Origin of the sequence: Nocardioides glacieisoli, assembly GCF_004137245.1 — a bacterium.
GTDB classification, from domain to species: domain Bacteria; phylum Actinomycetota; class Actinomycetes; order Propionibacteriales; family Nocardioidaceae; genus Nocardioides; species Nocardioides glacieisoli.
In genome coordinates, this window is record NZ_SDWS01000026.1 from 1 (window position 1) to 3,174 (window position 3,174).

Below are 3,174 nucleotides of genomic sequence, written 5' to 3' on the forward strand. Positions count from 1 at the left end.
CCGACTGATCAGGTTCCGGATGCGGACGCTGCGCTTGTCGACGGTGAGGCGCCGCCGTCGGCGCGGGTGCGGTTGGATCGCGATCGCATCGTCGCCGCGGCGATCGACTTCATTGATGGTGAGGGGTTGCCGAGCCTCACGATGCGCCGTCTCGGCGAGCGGCTGGGGGTGGAGGCCATGGCGCTGTATCGCTACGTGCCGGGCAAGGAGGACTTGCTCGACGCCGTCGTGGAGTCACTGGTGATGTCCATGGCTGATGATGAGGAAGTCCTCTCTGAACCCTCGGGCGGGTGGCAGGACTTCCTCCAGCGTCTGGCCCACGGGGTACGCCGGGTCGCGTTGCAGCATCCGAAGGTGTTTCCGCTGATCGCGTCCAGACCCCCCGAAGCCCCGTGGTTGCGCCCGCCGCTGCGCAGCATCGACTGGGTGGAGCTGTTCCTCGACGGGCTGATCTCGGAGGGCTTCAGCGACGACGCGGCCGTCGCCGGCTATCGGGCCTTCTCCAGCTTCCTGCTCGGCCACCTGCTCCTCGAGGTTGCTACCCACGGCGCCGACGTCGGGCCGCTTGATGTCATCGACGATGGCTCACCCGACTACGCCGACCTCAGCCAAGCTCCCACGGTGAAACGCCTACGCGCTGCGCTGTCCGAGGACCACGCGGCTGTGGAGTTCGAGGAAGCCCTGGAGGACCTACTCGAGCGCATGGCTTTGCTACGCGGCGGGAACTAGCCCATCCAGCAGGGGCCCCAGGTGCCGGTCGGCAATAGCCGGCACGCATGCTCGCGAGGGAAAGAGGCGATCGTCTTGTGCTGTCTCGGCCACAACATGCATGCTTACGACGTAAACTTGGCAACCCTGCGGGCACTTCGGCGTACCAGTCGAGTCAGTCGATCGCCCGTTCGAGGAGACGCGCATGACAGGCAAACTCGTTCTGCTTATCGGTGGAGCCATCGGATACGTGCTGGGCACCCGTGACGGCCGCCAACGCTACGAGCAGGTCAAACACCAGGCCGAGCGCTTCTGGCAGCACTCCGAGATCCAGACGAGACTCGGCGAAGTTCACCAACGCCCTTCTCCGCCGAGCGGCGCGGAGGATGAGCTCGGTGTCCGCTACGAACTGCAGGCTGAGACCGAGATGACCCGCCAGGCTCGCGGCAACACCGTCAACACCGGCGAGACCGTCAACACCGGCGAGACCGTCAACACCGGCGAGACAGCCGAGCCTGTCGAGGCGGTGGCCGCGAAGGCCGTCGTGAAGCCACGGCTCGGCGCGCAGGCCGACGAGATCAAATGGCGTCTCCACGACACTGTGAGCGACGGTGACGGCAACCTGCGCTCGTCGTCCATCGTGGGGGCAGCGGTGCTGACGGTGGTCCCCGTGTGCGTCCTCGGGCTGTTGGTGCGGCGGGGCGGGCATCGATGAGCGAGACGACCGTTGCGCGTGCGTCGGCGCCAGATCCCGATGCCGAGGTGAAACCGGACTCGATCGCCGACGTCAAGAAGGCGTCCTGGGGCTATATCCTGCGCAAGACGATCCGGGAGTTCTCTAACGATCAGTGCACCGACATCGCCGCGGGCCTGACCTACTACTCCGTGCTGGCGCTGTTCCCGGCCGTGATCGCGCTGGTCTCGATTGTCGGCCTGGTCGGCGACGGCCCCAAGACTGTCCAGACCCTGCTCGACATCGTGAGCCAAGTAGGGGGCGCGTCGATCGCCGACACTCTCAGCGGCCCGCTGTCATCGGTCAGTCAGGCCCCCCGGGCCGGCCTGGCACTGGTCCTCGGGCTGGCCTCCGCGTTGTGGTCAGCCTCAGGGTACGTCGGAGCGTTCGGGCGTGCCATGAACCGGATGTACGAGATCGGTGAAGGCCGCCCGATCTGGAAGCTCCGGCCATTGCTGCTGCTCGTCACGCTGATCACGGTGGTGCTGGTCGCGCTGGTCGCACTGGCGCTGGTAGTCAGCGGCCCGCTCGCCCAGGCAGTTGGGGATGCGATCGGGCTCGGTTCCGCCGCGGTGCTGGCGTGGAACATCGCCAAATGGCCCGCAATCTTGGCGGTCGTGGTCCTTGTCGTGGCGTTGCTCTACTACGCCACCCCGAACATCCAGCAGCCCAAGTTCCGCTGGATCAGCGTCGGAGCGCTGGTCGCGATCGTGGCATGGATCATTGCGTCCGTGGCGTTCGGCTTCTACATCTCCACGTTCTCCAACTACAACAAGACCTACGGCTCCCTGGCCGGGGTGATCGTGTTCTTGCTCTGGCTGTGGCTCACCAACCTCGCCTTGCTCTTTGGCGCGGAGTTGGACTCCGAACTCGAACGTGGCCGGGAACTTCAAGCCGGTATCGCTGCGGAACGGATGGTTCAACTACCGCCACGCGACACCAGACAAACCGAGAAAGCTGAGAAGAAGGAACGCCAAGACATCGAGCGTGGGCGCGCCCTGCGCCGAAGCCGTGGCGAGCATGACGATCCCGAGGAGGACGACTGACGTGGCCCGGACCCAGCACATGCGCCCATCCCCGCCGGAACGGAGCCGCGAACGGAGCCGCGGACCGAGCCACTCCCAACCCGGCGCGATCCTCAGCAGCATCGTGGCAGGCATCGCCGCTGTTGCGCTGCTCAAGCAGATGTCGAGGGTATGGAACAACACCCGGTCGAGAAGAAACCAGTCGTCTTGGCAGGGCTAGGTACGAGCGCCAGCACAGAGGTTGCGACGTGAGCCCTTACGAGCCAGTGGAGCGGGAAAGGGCGGGCGAGGCCCCGGGTCTACCCCCTCAACGGTTGCGGGTCTCGGTTGCGGGTCGCGGGTGCGGGCGCGTAGCGGGCTCGATCGGGCTCCAGCACCCACGCGGGGGCGTCCTTCGCGCCACCAGACGATGGACAGACGCTTGCGCCGGACGCGAGGACGCGCGATTGTTTACGACGTAAGTTCCCTCCCAAGGACGGCCTGCCGTGACAACTAGTGCACCTGCTCCGCCGACTGCGGCGCGCAGCACCTGGGTACTGCTCACCCACCGCCACATCACGTGGCGCCAAACCGGCGAAGGGTGGGCGGTGGTGCTCGCTGCGGGCGGATGCGTACTCGGTGTAGCGATCACGGCTAAGCCTCGATCCACCGATGACCTGCCTCGGTGTACGTCGGTAGCGAGGGCGGCGTGGTTTCGAGCTCTGGGCG

General features: G+C 66.3%; 3 protein-coding genes. All 3 read left to right on the plus strand.

The window, feature by feature from the left end:
- The coding region (locus EUA06_RS22180) for a TetR/AcrR family transcriptional regulator C-terminal domain-containing protein (protein WP_207208500.1) at positions 1 to 729 on the plus strand (729 nt) is incomplete at its 5' end.
- A 184-nt stretch (positions 730 to 913) separates the two neighbouring features.
- Positions 914 to 1,423 (plus strand): hypothetical protein, encoded by a 510-nt coding sequence (locus tag EUA06_RS22185; protein ID WP_129479863.1) that lies wholly within the window; start codon positions 914 to 916, stop codon positions 1,421 to 1,423.
- Positions 1,420 to 2,487: a YihY/virulence factor BrkB family protein gene (locus EUA06_RS22190; protein WP_129479865.1), complete on the plus strand. Its 1,068-nt coding sequence runs from the start codon at positions 1,420 to 1,422 to the stop codon at positions 2,485 to 2,487. Before EUA06_RS22185 ends, EUA06_RS22190 begins: the two co-directional genes overlap by 4 nt.
- The last annotated feature ends 687 nt before the right edge of the window (positions 2,488 to 3,174 follow it).

Bases quoted from the DNA above. Each gene is read 5' to 3' on its own strand.
- EUA06_RS22185 (WP_129479863.1), top strand. From the start codon at position 914: ATGACAGGCAAACTCGTTCTGCTTATCGGTGGAGCCATCGGATACGTG.
- EUA06_RS22190 (WP_129479865.1), top strand. From the start codon at position 1,420: ATGAGCGAGACGACCGTTGCGCGTGCGTCGGCGCCAGATCCCGATGCC.